The sequence below is a fragment of the Limnobaculum parvum genome (assembly GCF_003096015.2).
Classification (GTDB): Bacteria; Pseudomonadota; Gammaproteobacteria; order Enterobacterales; family Enterobacteriaceae; genus Limnobaculum; species Limnobaculum parvum.
The window spans coordinates 2759546-2778824 of sequence record NZ_CP029185.2; the positions used below are offsets into that span (position 1 = coordinate 2759546).

A 19279-nucleotide genomic window follows, 5' to 3' on the forward strand; every position below is an offset into this window, starting at 1 on the left:
ATTACCGCACCTTCAAGGTTGCTAGGCCAATCAGCACCAGCATTAATGAGATAATCCAGAAGCGTACGATGACGCGTGGCTCCGGCCAGCCTTTCAATTCATAGTGGTGGTGAATGGGTGCCATGCGGAAAATACGTTGACCACGCAGTTTGAACGACCCCACTTGCAGAATGACCGACATGGTTTCAACCACAAACACCCCGCCCATAATCACCAGTAAAAACTCTTGACGCAACAGTACCGCAATCACGCCTAAAGTACCGCCCAACGCCAGTGAACCAACGTCGCCCATAAAAACTTGAGCCGGGTAGGTGTTAAACCAAAGAAATCCCAACCCTGCACCGACAATCGCAGTACAGAAAATCACTAACTCACCGGCATGGCGGATATAAGGAATATGCAGATAATTGGCGAAATTAACGTTACCCGTCGCCCAAGCAACCAGACCAAAACCAGCAGCAACAAATACGGTAGGCATAATTGCCAGACCATCCAAACCATCAGTCAGGTTGACGGCATTACTGGTACCGACAATCACAAAGTAGGCCAATAGAATATAAAGCACACCAAGCTGCGGCATCACGTCTTTAAAAAATGGCACAACCAGCTGAGTCGCTGGTGTGTCTTTGCCAATGGCATACATGCTAAATGCGACAATCAGCGCAATGACTGACTGCCAGAAATACTTCCAGCGGGCAATTAATCCCTTGGTGTCTTTACGCACCACTTTACGGTAATCATCCACAAAGCCAACGGCACCATACCCCAGTAGAACAAACAGTGAGCACCAGATATAGGGATTGCTCAAGTTAGCCCACAGCAGTACCGAAATGGTAATAGAAGCCAGAATCATGATACCGCCCATCGTTGGCGTACCACGTTTACTGAAGTGAGACTCAGGACCATCGTTACGAACCACCTGACCAATCTGCAAGCGCTGTAAGAAAGCAATCAGACGCGGCCCCATCCACAAAGAGATAAATAGCGCGGTCAGCAGACTGACAATGGCGCGAAACGTCAAATAAGAAAAGACGTTAAAGCCTGAAAAAATTGAGACCAGATGTTCCGCCAGCCATACTAACATTGTGCTATCTCCTGTACTCTGCGTACTACCTGCTCCATTGCGGCACTACGTGAACCTTTAACTAAAATTGTTATGACCGCATGCTCAGATAGCAACTCACTCAAGCGTTGTGCTACAGCCTCTTTATCCTTAAAGTGCTCGCCATTCCCACTTGCATTACTAATCATTTCGCTTAAATTACCAACGCTTAATACTTTATCTACACCCGCTTCACGAGCTGCTTCACCAACTTGATGATGACACTGTTCAGCTTCATCACCCAACTCGCCCATGTCACCAACAACCATCACCCGATAACCCGGCATGGAAGCAAGTACCTGAGCGGCAGCGGTCATCGATCCCACATTAGCGTTGTAGGTATCGTCCAGCAGCAGTTTTTCTGCACTCAACTGCACTGGAAACAAACGCCCCGGGACGGCTTTAAGCAGCGATAACCCTGTTACAACATGCTCTAAAGATGCACCCACAGACATAGCTAACGCTGTAGCAGCCAGTGCATTGGCAATATTGTGTTTACCCGGCAGTGGAAGTAAAACCTCCGTTTGTCCTACCGGTGTATGCAAGACGAACTGGGTGCCCTGTGGTTTTACTACTACATCCGTTGCATAAAACTCAACCTGCTCAGTGTGGCTGGCTGAAAAGCGCCACACTATTTTATCGGCCAGCAGACTTTGCCAACCGGACAAATCATGACTATCTACATTGATGATAGCGATACCGTGAGAAGGTAGACCTTGGAAAATTTCGCCTTTCGCTTTAGCGACACCAGCCAGTGAACCAAACCCTTCCAAATGAGCAGCGGCCAGATTGTTGACCAGCGCGCTTTCCGGATGGGCTAACGCAGTAGTATAGGCAATTTCACCCGCATGGTTAGCGCCCAACTCCACTACCGCAAACTGGTGGCGTTTCGTCAGGCGTAATAACGTCAATGGCACACCGATATCATTATTCAAGTTACCTGCGGTATACAATACTTCGCCACACTGTTGCAGAATGGTCGCCGTCATCTCTTTCACGCTGGTTTTGCCAGAGGATCCCGTCAATGCCACCACGCGTGCAGATACCTGCTGTCTCACCCAACCACCCAGCTTACCCAATGCAATACGGGTATCCGCTACAATGATCTGAGCCACATCCAGCGGTAAGTGCTGACTCACTAATAAAACGCCGGCTCCCTGATTTAGGGCTTCAACGGCAAAATCATGTGCATCAAAACGTTCGCCCTTCAGGGCAACAAACAAACAACCGGCAACGATTTTGCGCGTGTCAGTGACAACGTCAATAACTTGCTGCCCGGTAATATCTGCCGTAGAGGCGATCAGTTTACCGTCAACCACCTCAGCCAGCTGTTTCAGGGTAATCGGGATCATACTAATACCCCTGAAGCCATACCCAGCAAATTCGCGACTGTGGTACGGTCAGAATAGTCGAGTCGACGATGACCAATGATTTGATAATCTTCATGGCCTTTACCGGCAATCACCACCACATCATCAGGACCAGCCTGCATAACCACACTGGTGACGGCTTCTGCCCGGCCGTGAATCACATTGGCACGTTTATTATCGATAAATCCGGTCAAGATATCGGCGACAATCGCCTGAGGATCTTCGCTACGAGGGTTATCATCAGTCACAATGACACGATCGGCAAACTGCTCAGCCACCCCACCCATTAGTGGGCGCTTACCACGGTCACGATCGCCACCGCAGCCAAACACACACCACAATTCACCCTTACAATGCAATCTTGCTGCTTCCAGTGCTTTTTCCAATGCATCTGGCGTATGGGCATAATCGACGACTACCGTTGGACGACCCGGCGCAGTGAACACTTCCATACGGCCACAAACAGGCTGTAAATTCGGCGCAGATTCTACCAGATGATTGAGTGAATAGCCTAATGACAACAGCGTTGTCAAAGCAACAAGCAGGTTGCTGACGTTAAATGCCCCCAGCAAACGGCTTTCTACCATACCGCCGCCCCAACTGGAGTCAAATTTTACCGTAGCGCCGTTATCATGATAAGAAACTTCATGGGCTTTTAACCAACGCCCCTGCCAGCCTTGAGGAAGGTTATCCTCCATAGTAACGGCAATGGCATTGGGCATCGCTACAATACGGCGAGCGCCCACTGCATCATCCACATTGATAATGACTTCACCAACTTGGTGACATTCAAACAGTCGCCATTTAGCTGCTTCGTACTCTTCCATGCTGCCATGATAATCAAGATGGTCTCGACTCAGGTTGGTAAAGGCTGCGGCAGCAAAATGCAGCGCAGCAACCCGCTCCTGAATCAGCCCATGGGAAGACACTTCCATTGCGGTAAAGGTCGCACCGTTTTTCACCAGCTCATTCAGTTCTCGCTGAACATCAACTGCCGAGCCAGTAGTATTCTCTGTTGGCACAACATGACCTAATAAACCATTACCCACGGTGCCCATCACCGCGCTTCTTTCACCCAGAAGCTGACTCCACTGAGCTAACAGCTGAGTGGTCGTGGTTTTACCGTTAGTTCCTGTCACGCCGACTAAACGCATTTTGTCTGACGGCTGCTGATAAAAACGACCTGCAATAGCCGACAAATGTAAATTCAGACTCTCAATATAGATAACGGGGACGCCATGAGACATCACTACGGTACCGTTAGCCGCCTCCCCTTCTGCCTCAGCAATCACGGCGGCGACACCCTGAGCAATTGCTTGGGAAATATAACGGCGGCCATCTACTTTATGGCCCACAACGGCAATAAAAAGATCGCCAGAGGCTGCCACGCGGCTATCCAGCGTCATCTCTTTTAATTTGCGCTCAGGAACCTGAATATTCCACGGAGCGAGCAGATCGCTTAAATTAAGATCGGCCACCGGAAGCTCCTTTCTGATTAATCACTAATTCGTTTTTGTCCGCTACGGGCAATCCATCTGGCTCGATATTCATTGTCCGTAAAACCCCGCCCATAATTGCACCAAAAACCGGCGCAGAAATGGCACCACCATAATATTGTCCACCACGTGGATCGTTAATCACTACCACCAGCGCATAACGTGGCTTGCTGGCAGGAGCAACACCCGCAGTGTACGCAATATATTTATTAACATAACCGCCATTAGGCCCCACTTTTTTCGCTGTACCGGTTTTAATGGCGATACGGTAACCTTTCACTGCGGCTTTTGTACCACCGCCTCCCGGTAACGCTACTGATTCCATCATATGGACCACAGTACGAACGGTACTTTCAGGGAAGATACGTTTCCCCTGCACCGGTGGGTCAATTTTAGTAATGGAGAGCGGCCGATAAATACCGAAGCTCCCCATCGTTGCATACGCTCGCGCTAACTGTAATGGCGTTACCATTAGCCCATAGCCAAATGAGAAGGTGGCCCGCTCTATGTCAGCCCACCGTTTTTTTTGTAAAAACAAGCCGCTGCTTTCTCCGACCAATCCCAAATTGGTCGGTTGCCCCAACCCAAAGCGCGAGTATGTATCAACCAATGCATCCGCTGGCATATTCAACGCCAGATGAGAAACACCGACGTTACTGGATTTTTGTAAAATACCGGTGACCGTTAGTTCAGGATAAAGGGCAACGTCTTTTATCTCATGACCATTTACCCGATACGGTCGGGTATTCAACACCGAATTTTCTTTGATAATACCGCGATCCAACGCCGTCATAACCACCATAGGTTTAACCGTCGATCCCGGTTCAAAAATGTCTGTTATCGCCCGATTACGGAAAAATTCTTCCGGTGAGCCAACCCGGTTATTCGGGTTATAGGAAGGACTGTTAACCATGGCCAAAATTTCGCCGGTATTCACATCTACCAGTACCGCGGTACCTGATTCGGCTTTGTTAGCCGTCACCGCATTACTCAACTCACGGTAAACCAGTGCCTGAAGGCGTTCATCAATACTCAACGTCAGGTTATGGGCTGCTTGGCTATCTACAGAAGAGATATCTTCAATGACTCGGCCATAGCGGTCTTTACGTACCGTACGTTCGCCGGACTTACCCACCAGCTTATCTTCAAAGCTTTTTTCAATACCTTCCAGGCCGTTATCATCAATATTGGTAAAACCAACAACATGGGCAGTGACCGAACCGGCAGGGTAGAAGCGACGAGACTCACGTTTTAAGTAGATACCCGGCAGTTTGAGCTTACGCACATACTCTGCGGTTTCCGAATTGATTTGGCGGGCTAAATAGACAAAGCGCCCTTTAGGATTGACGTTGATTTTTTCTGACAGCTTATTCAACGGTAAACCGACGACATCCGCCAGCGCTTTCCAGTGCATGTCCTGTGAAATACCGCCCCGCTCATTCAATTCTTTTGGATCGGCCCAAATCGCATTAACCGGCACGCTGACCGCTAATGGTCGACCAAAGCGATCGGAAATCATACCGCGAACAGTAGGAACTTCCTGCACTCTTAAAGAGCGCATGTCCCCTTCTTTGACCAATTTATCGGGCTCAATCACCTGTAACCATGCAGCACGAGCAATCAAACCAACCATGGCTAACACAATAAACAAACAGAGCAAACCAAAACGCCAGCTTACAAAGCCGGCCTCATTCTCAGGACGTTTCACTTTAATCTTATTGGTTCGTGCTGCTTTCATGTCATTTCATTAGCCATGGTAAGTTCATCAATCATCCATTAATTTATAACGTGCTTCGCACGTCGACTATTTTATCAGTTCTTTTTACTATTTCTGGATAACTATTTGTTCCTGCTCCGGTGCCACATGCTGCATTTGCAGTTTTTCATTAGCCAACCGTTCAATACGGCTATGGTCAGCCAGAGCATTTTCTTCCAGAATCAGGTTACGCCATTCGATTTCCAGCGCTTCTCGTTCTAAAATCAGTTGTTCACGTTCTGCGGTTAGCAAACGCGTACGATGACTCGATAGCACCACCGCTATCGCCGATACTAAAACCAACACAGTCAGCAGCAGCGGTAACTTTGCATTACGCAGTAAATCATCACCGATGATACTGGATAAACTGTGGCGCTCATTCGATATCATTCAGCTGTCCTTTGGGCAAACCGCAACACGGAACTACGCGCCCGTGCGTTGTCTGCCACTTCCTGCTCGGATGGCATCATTTTACCCAACGCTTTTAATTTTTTTACGCCATGTTGCTTTAACTGTTCTTCCGTTAGCGGAATACCTGCCGGAACCTGAGGTCCTTTGCTGTGCTGGCGAATAAAGCGTTTAACAATACGATCTTCCAGTGAATGGAAGCTGATGACAGAAAGACGTCCACCTTCAGTCAGTGCTTCCAGTGCGCCATCCAGAGCACGTTCAATCTCTTCCAGCTCACTGTTAATATAAATTCGGATTGCCTGAAAACTACGCGTTGCCGGATGTTTATGTTTGTCACGAATTGGCGTTGCCGCCGCAATGACTTCTGCCAATTCCTTGGTACGGGTCATTGGCTCGGTACGATTACGCTCAACGATGCCCCGGGCGATACGCTTGGCAAAGCGCTCTTCACCAAACGTTTTCAATACCCAGGCAATATCTTCTTCTTCCGCTTTTAGCAACCACTGTGCCGCGGATAAACCACGCGTAGGGTCCATACGCATATCCAGTGGACCATCGCGCATAAATGAGAAACCGCGTTCGGCATCATCCAACTGTGGAGAAGAAACGCCCAAATCTAATAGAATGCCGTCAATTTTCCCTTCTAAACCGAGGTCACGGGCATAGCTAGCCAGATCGGAAAAAGGACCATGAATAATGGAAAAACGAGCGTCTGAAATAGCAGATGCGGCTTGAATAGCCTGAGGATCGCGGTCTATAGCGATAAGGCGCCCTTGGGGACCCAGTTGTGAGAGGATCAGTCGCGAGTGTCCACCACGGCCAAAAGTACCGTCAATATAGATACCATCCTGTCGAATGCTTAAGGCATTAACTGCTTCATCCAAAAGCACCGTGGTGTGCTGATAATTATTCAACATAGTTTATAATGAAAAATCCTGTAGCCGCTCTGAGAGAGGTGACTTAGCAGACTGCTCAGCCTCGATGTCGTCCTTAACTTGTTGATACCAGGCCTCTTCACTCCACAGTTCAAACCTATTGAACTGCCCAACCAGCATCACTTCTTTAACTAAAAGCGCATGTTGCCGCAATGTATTCGCTATCAATACACGACCAGCGCTATCCAACTGGCATTCACTGGCATGACCCAATAACAGACGCTGAACTCTGCGTTCTGCTGGATTCATGCTGGATAGTCGGGATAACTTCTGTTCAATTTTTTCCCATTCAGGGAGGGGGTAAAGCAACAGGCATGGCTGATGAAGGTCAATGGTACATACCAATTGCCCTTCACATTCATCCAGCAGTGAATCTCGATAGCGAGTAGGGATAGCTAATCGCCCCTTACTATCGAGATTTATTGTTGTTGCTCCACGAAACATGGGCAGGTCACTCCTTCGCGACAAGTTTTACCACTTTACCCCACAAATTCCCACTTGAATAGAGTTTACGGAGGGTATTAAAAGCTTGTCAAGACGAAGTGCCGCGACTTTACACTAAATAGAGAGGCTATTTAGTGGTCTGAAAATAGAATATGTATGTGTTAAATTTGAATGAAACAAACTAACAATATGAATAGTAATAATTATTTATTCAATTCAGAATCAGAAAAGCTGGCGGTTAACAGCGTTGGCAATCAATCAATAAAAAATCCGTTAATATAAAAAAATGTTTCTATAACCACTACAGCATAAATCTGACACGATCTGATGTGAATGGAAGGGAATATAGGTGGTTGGCTAGTTTACTCGTCAATCAGGCCAATACTTTAGCTGAGAATAGTAACATAACGTAACGCTTCGGAGTAAGCTCAATACCGCTTACTGACCACAAAATAAAGGGCCTGTTACAGGCCCTTTATGGTTTTCTCAGCTTATCAAAGTGATACTGTTAAATGAGTTACAGGCTATGCGCGACTCAAACTACCACGGCGGAACAAACTGCGTCGAATGCGGGTTAGCCCTGGTTTTGGCTTTTGAGTTTCATCGATACTTGCCAGAACTAACTCCAACACTCGTTCGGCGACCTCTCGATGGCGTTGAGCAACGGATAGCACCGGGCACTCCAGAAAATCCAACAGCTCATTATCACCAAAGGTCGCAATCGCCAGATCGGCGGGTAGACGCCCCTGTTTCTGCAGAATCACATCCATCACGCCCTGTAGCAATGAGAATGAGGTGGTATAAATTGCCTGAGGAATCGGGTTCGATTCCAGCCAATTTTTAAATACTTCCGCCGCGGATTCACGTTCATAGCTGTTAGCATAAATATAGCTAACTTGGCGCTTATCCTCTTTCCACGCCTGACGGAACCCCTGCTCACGCAATTGACTGACCGACAATTCCGGTAAAGCCCCCAGATACGCCACGCTATCTGCTTTGAAGTTACGTAACTCCGATGCCAACATTTCCGCATCTTCGTAATCTGCCCCGACAACACTGATGAAGTGCTCCCGATCCAGTGCACGGTCAAGTGCAATAATTGGTAAAGGACTGTTCACCCAACGTTGATAAAACGGATGCTCTGGCGGCAATGCCGTGGAGATAATCAAGGCATCCACTTTCCGTTGCAGCAAGTGCTCAACACAGCGCATTTCATTATCTGGCTGGTCTTCAGAGCAGGCAATAAGCAACTGGTAACCCCGTTGGCGAGCCTGACGTTCAAGATAATTAGCAATTCGTGTATAGCTGGTGTTTTCTAAATCAGGAATAACCAGCCCAATAGAACGAGTACGACCAGCACGTAAGCCAGCAGCAACCGCATTCGGTTGATAATTATGTTCCCGGACTACCGCCATGACTTTCTCAACTGTTTTATCGCTCACACGATATTGTTTGGCTTTGCCATTAATTACATAGCTGGCCGTCGTGCGTGAAACACCCGCGAGACGCGCAATTTCATCCAGTTTCACGTTAACCCCTTAAGTATTAATTCGCCCCGTCATTGGTGGCATAATAGCCATAATATTATAAATGGCTTTAAGTAATGTAGATCTAACCCAAGATATGACGATTCAGCAACTGCTTAATCCATTCAGTCGATGTAATACAAAATAAAAAGCTCCACGCCACCGGCAGAGCTTCTGTTTTTATCTGAAAAATACCTAGCGCATAATCCGCTCACCGCGCCCTACACCAACAATTCCTGAACGGGCAACCTCGACAATTTCCCCCGCTTCACGAATAGCGGCTATAAACGCATCCAGTTTACTGCTGTTACCCACAAGTTGAACCGTGTACAGCGAGGCTGTGACATCCACGATCTGCCCGCGGAAAATATCGGCACAGCGTTTGACTTCTTCCCGTCCGTCACCGGAAGTACGTAATTTCACCAGCATAATTTCACGTTCAACACAGTCACCATCGGCCAATTCAGACACTCGCAGGACATCAACCAGCTTGTGCAACTGTTTTTCTACCTGCTCCAGCGCTTTCGCATCACCTTTAGTGTGGATAGTCATACGCGAAAGAGTCGGATCGTCCGTTGGCGCAACGGTTAGACTTTCAATGTTGTATCCCCGTTGGGAAAACAGGCCAATCACCCGCGATAGTGCGCCGGACTCATTCTCCAGTAGTACTGATAATATACGGCGCATAATCAGCTCCTCTCCGTTCTGCTCAGCCACATTTCGTCCATTGCACCGCCGCGAATTTGCATCGGATAGACGTGTTCTCTTTCATCAATGGCAACATCAACAAACACCAGCCGGTTTTTAATTGCCAGCGCCTCCGCCAGTTTACTTTCCAACTCGTCCGGTTTGCTAATAGCGATCCCTACATGACCATAGGCTTCCGCCAATTTAACGAAGTCCGGTAGCGAATCCATATAAGAATGGGAGTGGCGACCAGCATAAATCAGATCCTGCCACTGTTTTACCATACCGAGGAATTTGTTATTTAAGTTAAGCACCACCACGGACAAATCGTATTGCAGCGCCGTAGATAGCTCCTGAATATTCATTTGAATGCTGCCATCTCCGGTTACGCAAACTACTGTTTCCTTAGGAAATGCCAGCTTAACCCCCAGCGCAGCGGGTAAACCAAAGCCCATGGTGCCGAGACCACCAGAGTTAATCCAGCGACGGGGTTTATCAAACGGATAATACAGTGCGGCAAACATCTGATGCTGACCCACATCAGAGGTAACATAAGCATTGCCTTGCGTTAAACGATATAAAGTTTCTATCACAGCCTGTGGCTTGATGCGATCACCGCTGCGATCGTAAGCCAGTGATTTTTTGGCACGCCATTCATCAATGCGCTGCCACCAACTATTCAGATTCTCAAAGCTCTGTGCCGGATCGTGCTGTTTCAGCAGATCTAACATCTGGGTCAATACCTGCTTGGCATCACCAACGATAGGTACATCGGCATTCACCGTTTTAGAAATTGAAGTAGGGTCAATATCAATATGTAATACCGTTGCCCCCGGGCAGTATTTCGCCAGATTGTTAGTCGTACGATCATCAAAACGCACGCCAACTGCGAAGATCAGGTCAGAATGATGCATGGTCATATTAGCTTCATAAGTACCGTGCATACCCAACATGCCAACAAAATGTTTATCCGTTGAAGGAAATGCACCCAATCCCATCAATGAGCTGGTTACCGGTAGATTCAGCGTTTCTACTAGGGTCTTCAACTCGGCATCACAACCTGAAGTGATAGCGCCACCGCCAACGTATACCACCGGAGTTTTCGCCTCGAGTAATATTTGTAAAGCGCGTTTAATTTGCCCCCGGTGGCCTTGCACCGTTGGATTATAAGAGCGCATAGCAATGTGATCGGGATAAGAATAAGGGATCTTAATAGCCGGATTGAGAATATCTTTGGGTAAATCGACAACGACTGGGCCAGGGCGACCGGTACTGGCAACATAAAACGCTTTTTTCAGCACCATAGGAATATCTTCTACGTGCTTAACCAAAAAGCTATGTTTTACTATGGGGCGGGAAATTCCCACCATATCGCATTCCTGAAAGGCATCATTACCTATCAGCGTCGTCGCCACCTGACCAGAAAGTACAACCAGTGGAATCGAATCCATATAGGCTGTTGCAATCCCGGTGATGGCATTAGTTGCCCCCGGCCCTGAAGTGACCAGAACCACGCCCACTTCTCCGGTTACACGGGCAAACCCATCAGCCATATGTACGGCAGCTTGCTCATGACGGACTAACACATGATCGATACCGCCTACCGTATGCAATGCATCATAGATATCCAGAACGGCTCCACCGGGATAACCAAACACATGCTTAACCCCCTGATCGATCAACGATCGGATAACAATCTCAGCTCCGGATAACGTTTCCATGGGTTTCCTCCAGGTTATTGTTGTTGTGCACTCAGGCGCTAGTAAGCCATAAGGCGGAATACAGGGTTTTACCCATGATATTGATCTTGTCTGCCCTGCTTGTGTTTACTGCCCTCAGATCGTCAATCAGCTAAAAGGCATCACATAAAAGATAGCCAAGGGTTGGTTTATTACCATACGCCGTATATTCATGCTGGCAAAAGCATTCTTTCATCACTAAAAATAAAGTTTTTCAAGCCATTAAGTAGATAACCAACAGAATAATCGGTTATTTTTAGCCGGATTTTTCCGATTAATAAACCACTCATTTAGTAAAAACCAGAAAAAACAAGGGCGCACTACTGTGCGCCCTTATGAATATGCAATAAAAACAATAACCGATTTGTGATACCTGACACTATTCTCGGTACATCTGCTCTATTTCATTCTGATAGCGATTGAGTATGACTTTGCGCCGTAGTTTTAGCGTCGGGGTCAATTCACCTAACTCCATGCTAAAAGCATCGGGCAGTAGCGTAAAGCGTTTAACCTGCTCAAAACGCGCCAACTCCTTTTGCAGTTCATTCAAACGTTGCTCGAACAGTGCCACAATATGGCTATGACGCAATAGTTCCATCCGATCCTTATAAATCAGATTCATGGAGCGGGCATATTCTTCCAGACTCACAAAGCAGGGAACAATCAGTGCAGAAACAAACTTACGGGCATCGGCAACTACCGCGATTTGATCGATAAAGCGATCCTGTCCTAACGCCCCTTCAATAAGCTGGGGGGCAATATATTTTCCGCAGGAGGTCTTCATTAAATCTTTAATACGTTCAGTAATAAACAGATTGCCAGATTCATCCAGCATGCCTGCATCACCGGTTTTTAACCAACCATCCGTGGTAAATGCCGCTGCGCTCTCTTCCGGACGGTTATAGTAGCCGCGCATGACAATCGGGCCACGCACCTGAATTTCGTTCTCATCACCAATACGCACATCAACACCGGGTAGAGGACGACCGATAGAACCAAAACGAAAACCGGTCTCTTCCCAGCAGGATACCGTGGCACAAGTTTCTGTCATACCGTAACCGTAAGTAATATGCAGCCCCACTGCATGGAAAAACAGGATGATGTTGTCATCCAGCTTTGCCCCTGCTGCCGGTAAAAAGCGAATATTTCCACCCAGAATGCCGCGTAATTTTTTCAGCACCAACTTATCAGCCAAACGATAACCCGCAGCCATCAATGGATTCAGTTTTTTACCCTGATGGGCTGCCCAAAACTTACGCTTACCACACCACAAGGCGCTATGAAATAAAGCGCGACGATGCCAAGGAGCCAGATCGACTTTGTCATGAATAGCAGAGAAAACTTTTTCATAAAACCGTGGCACTGCACACATCACCGTGGGTTTCACATCGGACATCGCTTCGCGTACTGCTGCAGTATCACGTAGATAGACATTTTGAGCGCCAGCATGCATCACATACAGACTCCAAGCTCGCTCAAAAACGTGCGATAACGGCAGAAAGCTAAGAGAAACATCATCCGCACTGACGGTCAAACGCTCGTCATGCAGGCAAAACTGTGTGGCTAAATTCCGGTAATCCAGCATCACACCTTTCGGTTCACCGGTGGTACCCGAGGTGTAAATCAGCGTAAACAAATCGTCGATATCGCGCTCGTTAATGCGCGCCTGAAATTCAGCCAAATGGCTATCATCGGCCCGTTGACAAAAATCATCCAGATGGATAGCAATATCACACTCACGCAGGTCTATGTTTTTATCAAACGCAATGATTCTTTCAAGTTGAGGACAAAGCTCACAGATAGTTAATGCTGCATCCATTTGAGCTTGAGCGCCAACAAACAGTGTTTTAGCCTGTGCATCATTAATTACAAAAGCGGACTGTACCGGAGTATTGGTGGAATAAATAGGTACGGCAATCGCGCGTAAATGAAGAATCGATAAGTCAGTAATCGCCCAATCAATACTGTTGGTGGCAAAGATAGCAATACGGTCCTGAACCTGCACACCGGTACTCAATAAAGATCTAGCCGTTTGGGAAATACGTTCACCAATTTGCTGCCAGCTTAATGACTTTTCCTGATGTTGATCCCACTCTCTGAATGCAATTCTGCTTGGATTTTGTTGGATACGATCCTGCACACGCCCTACCGGGTGAAATTGCCTGAGTGTTTGGTTCATAAATGGTTCTCATTTTCAGCTTACAGCTGTTCACTATTTTTATGCAAAGAAGTCTACATTTTCTCGTCCGTGGGTCAATGGGAATTAATTAAATATGCGTGAATGATTGCAAACTTTAAGCTAAAAAACCCTTAGAAACAGAGTGCTAACGAATGAGTATTTAAAAAGAAAATAGCAGTAATAAGTGTATCGGCGTGTGCTAGCGCCTACCCGGCAACATAGCGGCAATCAAATTGCGCTTCAGCCAAATTGAAAGAGTAACTATCGCCAAAATATGTAAACAAACTAAAAGAGTCACTAAATTTACTAACCAATAATGCCATTCATCTACCGGCCAACGATCCATTAAAGCCGTATCCTGAGCCCAGCCGGTTAAAGCTACTAGCGGTAGTAGTAGCCAAAATAACCAAATACTAATGGCACCAATAGGATTATGCCCCAGAGAACGATGTGCCGAACGCTGACGCACCTCTTCCAGATGCTGACGTATCGCCGAACAGGTTGGAATAATAGCCGAAAGACGGGCTGGCCCTTTTGCCCCCGTCATTCCCCATATTAGACGCACAATCACCAGCGTAGCAATGGTCAACCCCACGATTTGATGCAGGGTTTTACCTGGCTCAGTAATATGCAGTCGGTTAATCAGAAACCCCAACGCAACGCACCAGTGCGTCGTTCTGACCACCCAATCCCAACGCTGAATCATTTATTTATACTTCTTGTGATACTGGTCGCGAGTCTGTTTAAACTGTTCTGCGGCCTGCTTGGCCTGATCAAACTTGCCGGAATCGGCTAATGCTGTAGCACCATCAATCTCGCCGATCAATGTATCCAAACCATGACGGAAATCTTTCATGCTAGCGCTATCTTTTCCCTGTCCTTCCAACTTGTCGGGAGTACCCTGCTGTGCTTTTTGCGCGGCCTGCTTCATGGCAGACAAACCTTGCTTAAACTCATCGGGTGAATCCGTGTTCAATACCGTACGGTAATTTTTAGCAATCAACTTCATTTGATCTTCAACTTCACTCGCCTGCGTGATAGCACTGGTTGCCAGTGCCGTCAGACCAACCGCCGCAACTAACCATTTATTCATACATCCCCCTAATAACACTAAGAAAGTTCACTCAATGACACAACTTTAGTAAGTGTAGTTGCTGTAAAGAAAAAGAGGTAACTGGAAAGCGAAGAATCTGTTAATCCCTAACTTAAGTTTCTTAGCCTACCTTCCTCGAACATTTTTTCAGTCAAAATGCAAAACAACCGTTGACAACAACTCCGCAATCCAGTATCAATTAATCCTACTTAATTTTTTATAAAGAGTACTGGATCGCATGTTTACTTCTATTCGTTTTCTCAGCCTCCTCCTCCTCGCATCTTGTTGCGCGGCTGGCTTGTGGAAGACGAACTGATTCGATTCAGAAAAGACACAAGAAACCCGCGCTACCTGCGCGGGTTTTTTTTTGCCTCGTAGGAAGTTTTAACCCGATTAAACGACTTAAAAACAGAAGGTACAGAATATGAGCCAACAAGTAATTATCTTTGATACCACCCTGCGAGACGGCGAACAGGCTTTACAAGCAAGCCTGAACGTAAAAGAGAAAATGCAAATAGCCTTGGCGTTAGAGCGTATGGGCGTTGACGTGATGGAAGTTGGCTTTCCGGTTTCTTCTCCCGGTGATTTTGAGTCGGTACAAAGCATTGCTCGGCAGATCAAAAATAGCCGAGTGTGCGCCTTGGCACGTTGCGTCGATAAAGACATCGACGTCGCTGCCGAAGCGTTGCGCGTAGCCGAAGCCTTCCGTATTCACGTTTTTTTAGCCACCTCCACCTTGCATATCGAATCCAAACTGAAGCGCTCTTTTGAAGATGTCATGGAAATGGCAATTCGTTCAGTTAAAAGAGCTCGCAACTATACAGACGACGTTGAATTCTCCTGCGAAGACGCTGGCCGTACCCCCATAGATAACCTGTGTCGCATCGTTGAAGCCGCTATTACTGCAGGTGCCACCACCATTAATATTCCAGACACGGTGGGTTATACGGTACCGCGCCAGTTTGGCAATATCATCGAAACGTTGTATCAGCGCGTACCTAATATTGATAAAGCGATTTTGTCCGTCCATTGCCACGATGATTTAGGTATGTCTGTGGCAAACTCCATAACTGCTGTTCAGGCTGGAGCCCGTCAGGTTGAAGGTACCATCAATGGTATTGGTGAACGAGCCGGTAACTGTGCACTGGAAGAAGTCATTATGGCGCTTAAAGTTCGTCAGGACATTATTAACGTACATACCAACATCAATCATCAGGAAATTTACCGCACCAGCCAGTTAGTTAGCCAGTTGTGTAATATGCCTGTTCCGGCTAACAAGGCGGTGGTTGGTTCCAATGCTTATGCTCACTCTTCCGGTATCCATCAGGATGGCGTGCTGAAAAACCGGGAAACCTATGAAATCATGACGCCCGAATCCATCGGTTTCAGCCAAGTGCAATTGAACTTGACCTCCCGTTCTGGCCGCGCAGCCGTGAAGCACCGTATGGAAGCGATGGGCTATAACGAAACGGATTACTCTCTGGACGATTTGTACGCCGCCTTCCTGAAACTGGCAGACAAAAAAGGCCAAATATTTGATTACGATTTAGAAGCGCTGGTATTCATTCGTAAACAACAGGAAGAGCAGGAGCACTTCGCGCTGGATTACTTCAGTGTACAGTCTGGTACCAATTTGATGGCAACCGCCTCTGTCCGTCTGGCCTGCGGTAGTGAAATCAAGTCTGAAGCAGCAACAGGTAACGGCCCAGTAGATGCCGTCTATCAGGCGATTAATCGCATTGCTGACTATCCTATTACCATTGTGAAATATCAATTAACGGCGAAAGGCCAAGGAAAAGATGCTTTAGGTCAGGTAGATATTGTTGCTGAATATGAAGGTCGTCGTTTCCACGGTGTTGGGCTGGCAACGGATATCGTTGAATCTTCTGCTCAAGCGCTGGTTCACGTACTGAATCATCTCTGGCGCGCTAAACAGGTGGTAGTGCAAAAACAACGCCTGATACAAACTACCGAGTAATCTTTGAGTTCTATTTTTAAGCAAACAACAAAAATAACCATAAAGTATGGAGCAATTATGACGCGTTCTTACCACATTGCAGTATTGCCCGGAGATGGCATTGGCCCAGAAGTGATGCAGCAGGCAATCAAAGTGCTGGAGGCGGTTCGCCAGCGCTTTAATATCAAGATTACCACCAACGAATATGATGTAGGTGGTGCCGCCATCGATCGCCACGGCATGCCATTACCAGCAGCAACCGTAATGGGTTGCGAGCAGGCCGATGCGATTTTGTTTGGTTCTGTTGGTGGACCAAAATGGGAGCATCTGCCGCCAGCAGAGCAACCAGAACGCGGAGCATTATTACCTTTACGTAAACATTTCCAATTATTCAGCAACTTGCGCCCTGCCCGTCTGTATCAGGGTTTGGAAGACTTCAGCCCGTTAAGAAGCGATATCTCTCATAAAGGCTTTGATATTTTGTGCGTGCGCGAATTGACCGGCGGTATCTATTTTGGTCAGCCTAAAGGTCGTGAAGGCTCAGGCCCTGATGAAAAAGCCTTTGATACTGAGGTTTATCATCGTTTCGAAATTGAACGTATTGCCCATATCGCTTTTGAAGCTGCCCGTAAGCGTCGTGCCAAAGTCACCTCTATTGATAAATCTAACGTGTTACAAAGCTCTATTTTATGGCGTGAAGTGGTCACTGAAATTTCAAAACAGTACCCAGATGTGGCGTTAAACCATATGTATATTGACAATGCCACCATGCAGATGGTGAAAGAGCCTTCTCAGTTTGATGTAGTGCTGTGTTCCAATCTGTTTGGTGACATTCTGTCTGACGAATGCGCCATGATTACTGGTTCAATGGGGATGTTGCCGTCCGCCAGCCTGAACGAAAAAGGCTTTGGTTTATACGAACCGGCTGGCGGCTCTGCGCCGGATATTGCCGGAAAAAATATCGCCAACCCAATTGCTCAAATCCTTTCCCTGTCACTATTGCTACGCTACAGCCTGAATGCTAATGATGCCGCCAATGCGATCGAAAAAGCCATTAATCAGGCGTTAGAACAAGGTTATCGTACTTCAGACTTAGCCGGTAACGGCAAGTCTGTCAGCACCAGTCAAATGGGCGATATCATCGCTCAGTTCGTTGCTCAGGGGGCATAAAATGGCTAAGACACTGTATCAAAAATTATACGACGCCCACGTAGTGTACGAAGCGCCGAACGAGACACCATTATTGTATATCGATCGCCATCTGGTGCATGAAGTCACATCACCACAGGCTTTCGATGGTTTACGCGCAATGAAACGTCCGGTACGTCAACCGGAAAAAACCTTTGCCACTATGGATCATAATGTATCCACTCAAACTAAAGACATTAACGCTTGCGGTGAGATGGCCCGTATTCAAATGCAGGAACTGATTAAGAACTGCAAAGAGTTCAAGATTTCCTTATACGATTTGAATCACCCTTATCAGGGCATCGTTCATGTTATCGGACCTGAGCAAGGCATAACTCTACCAGGCATGACCATTGTGTGTGGTGATTCCCATACCGCTACCCACGGTGCTTTTGGATCTCTGGCTTTTGGTATTGGTACTTCTGAAGTTGAGCACGTTTTAGCCACACAAACCCTAAAACAGGCGCGTGCTAAAACGATGAAAATTGAAGTTCAGGGCGATACCGCTGAAGGTATTACCGCTAAAGACATCGTACTGGCTATTATCGGTAAAATTGGCCATGCCGGTGGTACTGGCTATGTGGTGGAATTCTGTGGTAGAGCCATTGAAGCGCTATCGATGGAAGGCCGCATGACATTATGTAATATGGCGATTGAGATGGGCGCTAAAGCAGGTTTAGTCGCTCCCGATAACACCACCTTTGACTATGTAAAAGGCCGTCAATTTGCGCCGAAAGCAGAACAATGGGATGCCGCTGTCGCTTACTGGCGTACGCTGAAATCTGATGATGGTGCTCAATTTGATGCCGTTATCAGCCTGAATGCAGCGGATATCGCTCCACAGGTCACTTGGGGAACTAACCCAGGTCAGGTAATGGCTATCGACCAAGCCATTCCTGACCCCGCTTCTTTCAGCGATCCGGTTGAACGTACATCGGCAGAAAAAGCGCTGGCCTATATGGATTTGAAAGCCGGAACTAAGCTGACCGATGTAGCTATTGATAAGGTGTTTATCGGTTCATGTACTAACTCACGTATCGAAGATCTGCGCGCGGCTGCGGCTGTTGCTAAAGGCCACAAAGTCGCCTCAGGGGTGGTGGCGATGGTAGTTCCCGGTTCTGGCCCGGTTAAAGTTCAGGCCGAAGCTGAAGGTCTGGATAAGATCTTTATTGAAGCGGGTTTTGAATGGCGTTTGCCCGGTTGCTCTATGTGTTTAGCGATGAACAATGACCGGCTAGATCCCGGGGAGCGCTGCGCTTCAACCAGTAACCGTAATTTTGAAGGTCGTCAGGGCCGGGGTGGACGTACTCACTTGGTGAGTCCGGCAATGGCAGCAGCAGCAGCCATTGCTGGTCACTTTTCCGACATCCGCAAGCTGAGTTAAGGAAACTACAAC

Annotated in this window: 16 protein-coding genes; 3 read left to right on the forward strand and 13 right to left on the reverse strand. The window is 47.3% G+C overall.

Going from position 1 to position 19279, the window contains the following annotated elements:
• Nucleotide 1: 1 nt before the first annotated feature.
• The 13 genes from mraY to cybC form a co-directional block, all read right to left on the reverse strand.
• On the reverse strand, nucleotides 2-1084 hold the full coding sequence (mraY, locus tag HYN51_RS11560; RefSeq protein WP_108900164.1) for a phospho-N-acetylmuramoyl-pentapeptide-transferase: 1083 nt from the start codon (nucleotides 1082-1084) through the stop codon (nucleotides 2-4).
• Entirely contained in the window at nucleotides 1078-2454 is a 1377-nt protein-coding gene (gene murF / locus HYN51_RS11565) for a UDP-N-acetylmuramoyl-tripeptide--D-alanyl-D-alanine ligase (RefSeq protein WP_108900165.1), read from the reverse strand. Before murF ends, mraY begins: the two co-directional genes overlap by 7 nt.
• The gene (gene murE / locus HYN51_RS11570; RefSeq protein ID WP_108900166.1) at nucleotides 2451-3950 is read right to left on the reverse strand and encodes a UDP-N-acetylmuramoyl-L-alanyl-D-glutamate--2,6-diaminopimelate ligase; all 1500 of its coding nucleotides are present in this window, start codon (nucleotides 3948-3950) and stop codon (nucleotides 2451-2453) included. Before murE ends, murF begins: the two co-directional genes overlap by 4 nt.
• Nucleotides 3937-5706 (reverse strand): peptidoglycan glycosyltransferase FtsI, encoded by a 1770-nt coding sequence (ftsI, locus tag HYN51_RS11575; RefSeq protein ID WP_108900167.1) that lies wholly within the window; start codon nucleotides 5704-5706, stop codon nucleotides 3937-3939. Before ftsI ends, murE begins: the two co-directional genes overlap by 14 nt.
• Before the next feature lie 87 nt (nucleotides 5707-5793).
• Complete coding sequence (gene ftsL / locus HYN51_RS11580; protein WP_108900168.1) at nucleotides 5794-6114, reverse strand: cell division protein FtsL; 321 nt, start codon at nucleotides 6112-6114, stop codon at nucleotides 5794-5796.
• On the reverse strand, nucleotides 6111-7052 hold the full coding sequence (gene rsmH, locus HYN51_RS11585) for a 16S rRNA (cytosine(1402)-N(4))-methyltransferase RsmH (protein WP_108900169.1): 942 nt from the start codon (nucleotides 7050-7052) through the stop codon (nucleotides 6111-6113). Before rsmH ends, ftsL begins: the two co-directional genes overlap by 4 nt.
• A gap of 3 nt (nucleotides 7053-7055) precedes the next feature.
• On the reverse strand, nucleotides 7056-7514 hold the full coding sequence (mraZ, locus tag HYN51_RS11590) for a division/cell wall cluster transcriptional repressor MraZ (RefSeq protein WP_108900170.1): 459 nt from the start codon (nucleotides 7512-7514) through the stop codon (nucleotides 7056-7058).
• A gap of 524 nt (nucleotides 7515-8038) precedes the next feature.
• Entirely contained in the window at nucleotides 8039-9043 is a 1005-nt protein-coding gene (gene cra / locus HYN51_RS11595) for a catabolite repressor/activator (RefSeq protein WP_108900171.1), read from the reverse strand.
• Between the two features lie 192 nt (nucleotides 9044-9235).
• Nucleotides 9236-9730 (reverse strand): acetolactate synthase small subunit, encoded by a 495-nt coding sequence (ilvN, locus tag HYN51_RS11600; protein WP_108902044.1) that lies wholly within the window; start codon nucleotides 9728-9730, stop codon nucleotides 9236-9238.
• Nucleotides 9730-11448 carry an acetolactate synthase 3 large subunit gene (gene ilvI, locus HYN51_RS11605; protein WP_108900172.1) on the reverse strand — a complete coding sequence of 573 codons (1719 nt, stop codon included), beginning with the start codon at nucleotides 11446-11448 and terminating at the stop codon, nucleotides 9730-9732. The genes ilvN and ilvI overlap by 1 nt, the downstream gene beginning before the upstream one ends.
• 397 nt (nucleotides 11449-11845) lie before the next feature.
• Nucleotides 11846-13645, reverse strand: coding sequence for an AMP-dependent synthetase/ligase (locus tag HYN51_RS11610; protein ID WP_108900173.1), 1800 nt, complete (start codon nucleotides 13643-13645; stop codon nucleotides 11846-11848).
• 199 nt (nucleotides 13646-13844) lie between these two features.
• Entirely contained in the window at nucleotides 13845-14351 is a 507-nt protein-coding gene (locus tag HYN51_RS11615; protein WP_108900174.1) for a cytochrome b/b6 domain-containing protein, read from the reverse strand.
• A complete protein-coding gene (gene cybC, locus HYN51_RS11620) occupies nucleotides 14352-14738 on the reverse strand; it encodes a cytochrome b562 (protein ID WP_108900175.1) in 387 nt (128 codons plus the stop codon).
• Between the two features lie 424 nt (nucleotides 14739-15162).
• On the opposite strand from cybC, the gene leuA reads away from it, so the two are divergent.
• The 3 genes from leuA to leuC are packed head-to-tail and all read left to right on the forward strand — an operon-like array spanning nucleotide 15163 to nucleotide 19267.
• Nucleotides 15163-16716 (forward strand): 2-isopropylmalate synthase, encoded by a 1554-nt coding sequence (gene leuA, locus HYN51_RS11625; protein ID WP_108900176.1) that lies wholly within the window; start codon nucleotides 15163-15165, stop codon nucleotides 16714-16716.
• 57 nt (nucleotides 16717-16773) lie between these two features.
• Nucleotides 16774-17865, forward strand: coding sequence for a 3-isopropylmalate dehydrogenase (gene leuB / locus HYN51_RS11630; protein ID WP_108900177.1), 1092 nt, complete (start codon nucleotides 16774-16776; stop codon nucleotides 17863-17865).
• A gap of 1 nt (nucleotide 17866) precedes the next feature.
• Nucleotides 17867-19267, forward strand: coding sequence for a 3-isopropylmalate dehydratase large subunit (leuC, locus tag HYN51_RS11635; protein WP_108900178.1), 1401 nt, complete (start codon nucleotides 17867-17869; stop codon nucleotides 19265-19267).
• Nucleotides 19268-19279: the final 12 nt, after the last annotated feature.